Here is a 415-nt window from a genome sequence, read left to right as displayed (position 1 = left end):
GGCAGCCATCTCCTCCTTCGGAATCAGTGGGACGAACGCCCACGTCATCGTTGAAGAAGTCGTCCCGGTCGCTGAAGTGGCTGTGGAGCGGCGGGAGTTGCCGGTGGCTCCGGTGGTGGTGTCGGGGAAGACCCCGGCGGCGCTGGAGGCGCAGATCAGCCGCTTCGGCGAACTGCTGCGGGAGGCGGACGCGCTCGACGTGGCGTACTCGGCCGCCACCGGCCGGGCCGCGCTGGAACACCGCGCGGTGCTCATCGGGTCCGAGACGGTCACGGGCGAGACCGGTGTGGGCAAGGTGGCTTTCCTGTTCACGGGGCAGGGGAGTCAACGCCTCGGTATGGGGCGGGAGTTGTACGAGACGTTCCCGGTGTTCGCGGGGGCGTTCGACGAGGTGTGTGCGGTTCTGGATCCCGCT

General features: G+C 68.9%; 1 protein-coding gene. It reads left to right on the top strand.

Going from position 1 to position 415, the window contains the following annotated elements; translation table 11 throughout:
- Positions 1 to 415 (top strand): ketoacyl-synthetase C-terminal extension domain-containing protein (locus P3L51_RS35935; protein WP_435594608.1); only part of this gene is annotated, 415 nt, incomplete at both ends.

The sequence above is a fragment of the Streptomyces panacea genome, from assembly GCF_040560175.1.
Lineage (GTDB): Bacteria > Actinomycetota > Actinomycetes > Streptomycetales > Streptomycetaceae > Streptomyces > Streptomyces panacea.
Note: the sequence above shows the minus strand (reverse complement) of the source record. Positions and strands in the feature narration are given on the sequence as shown.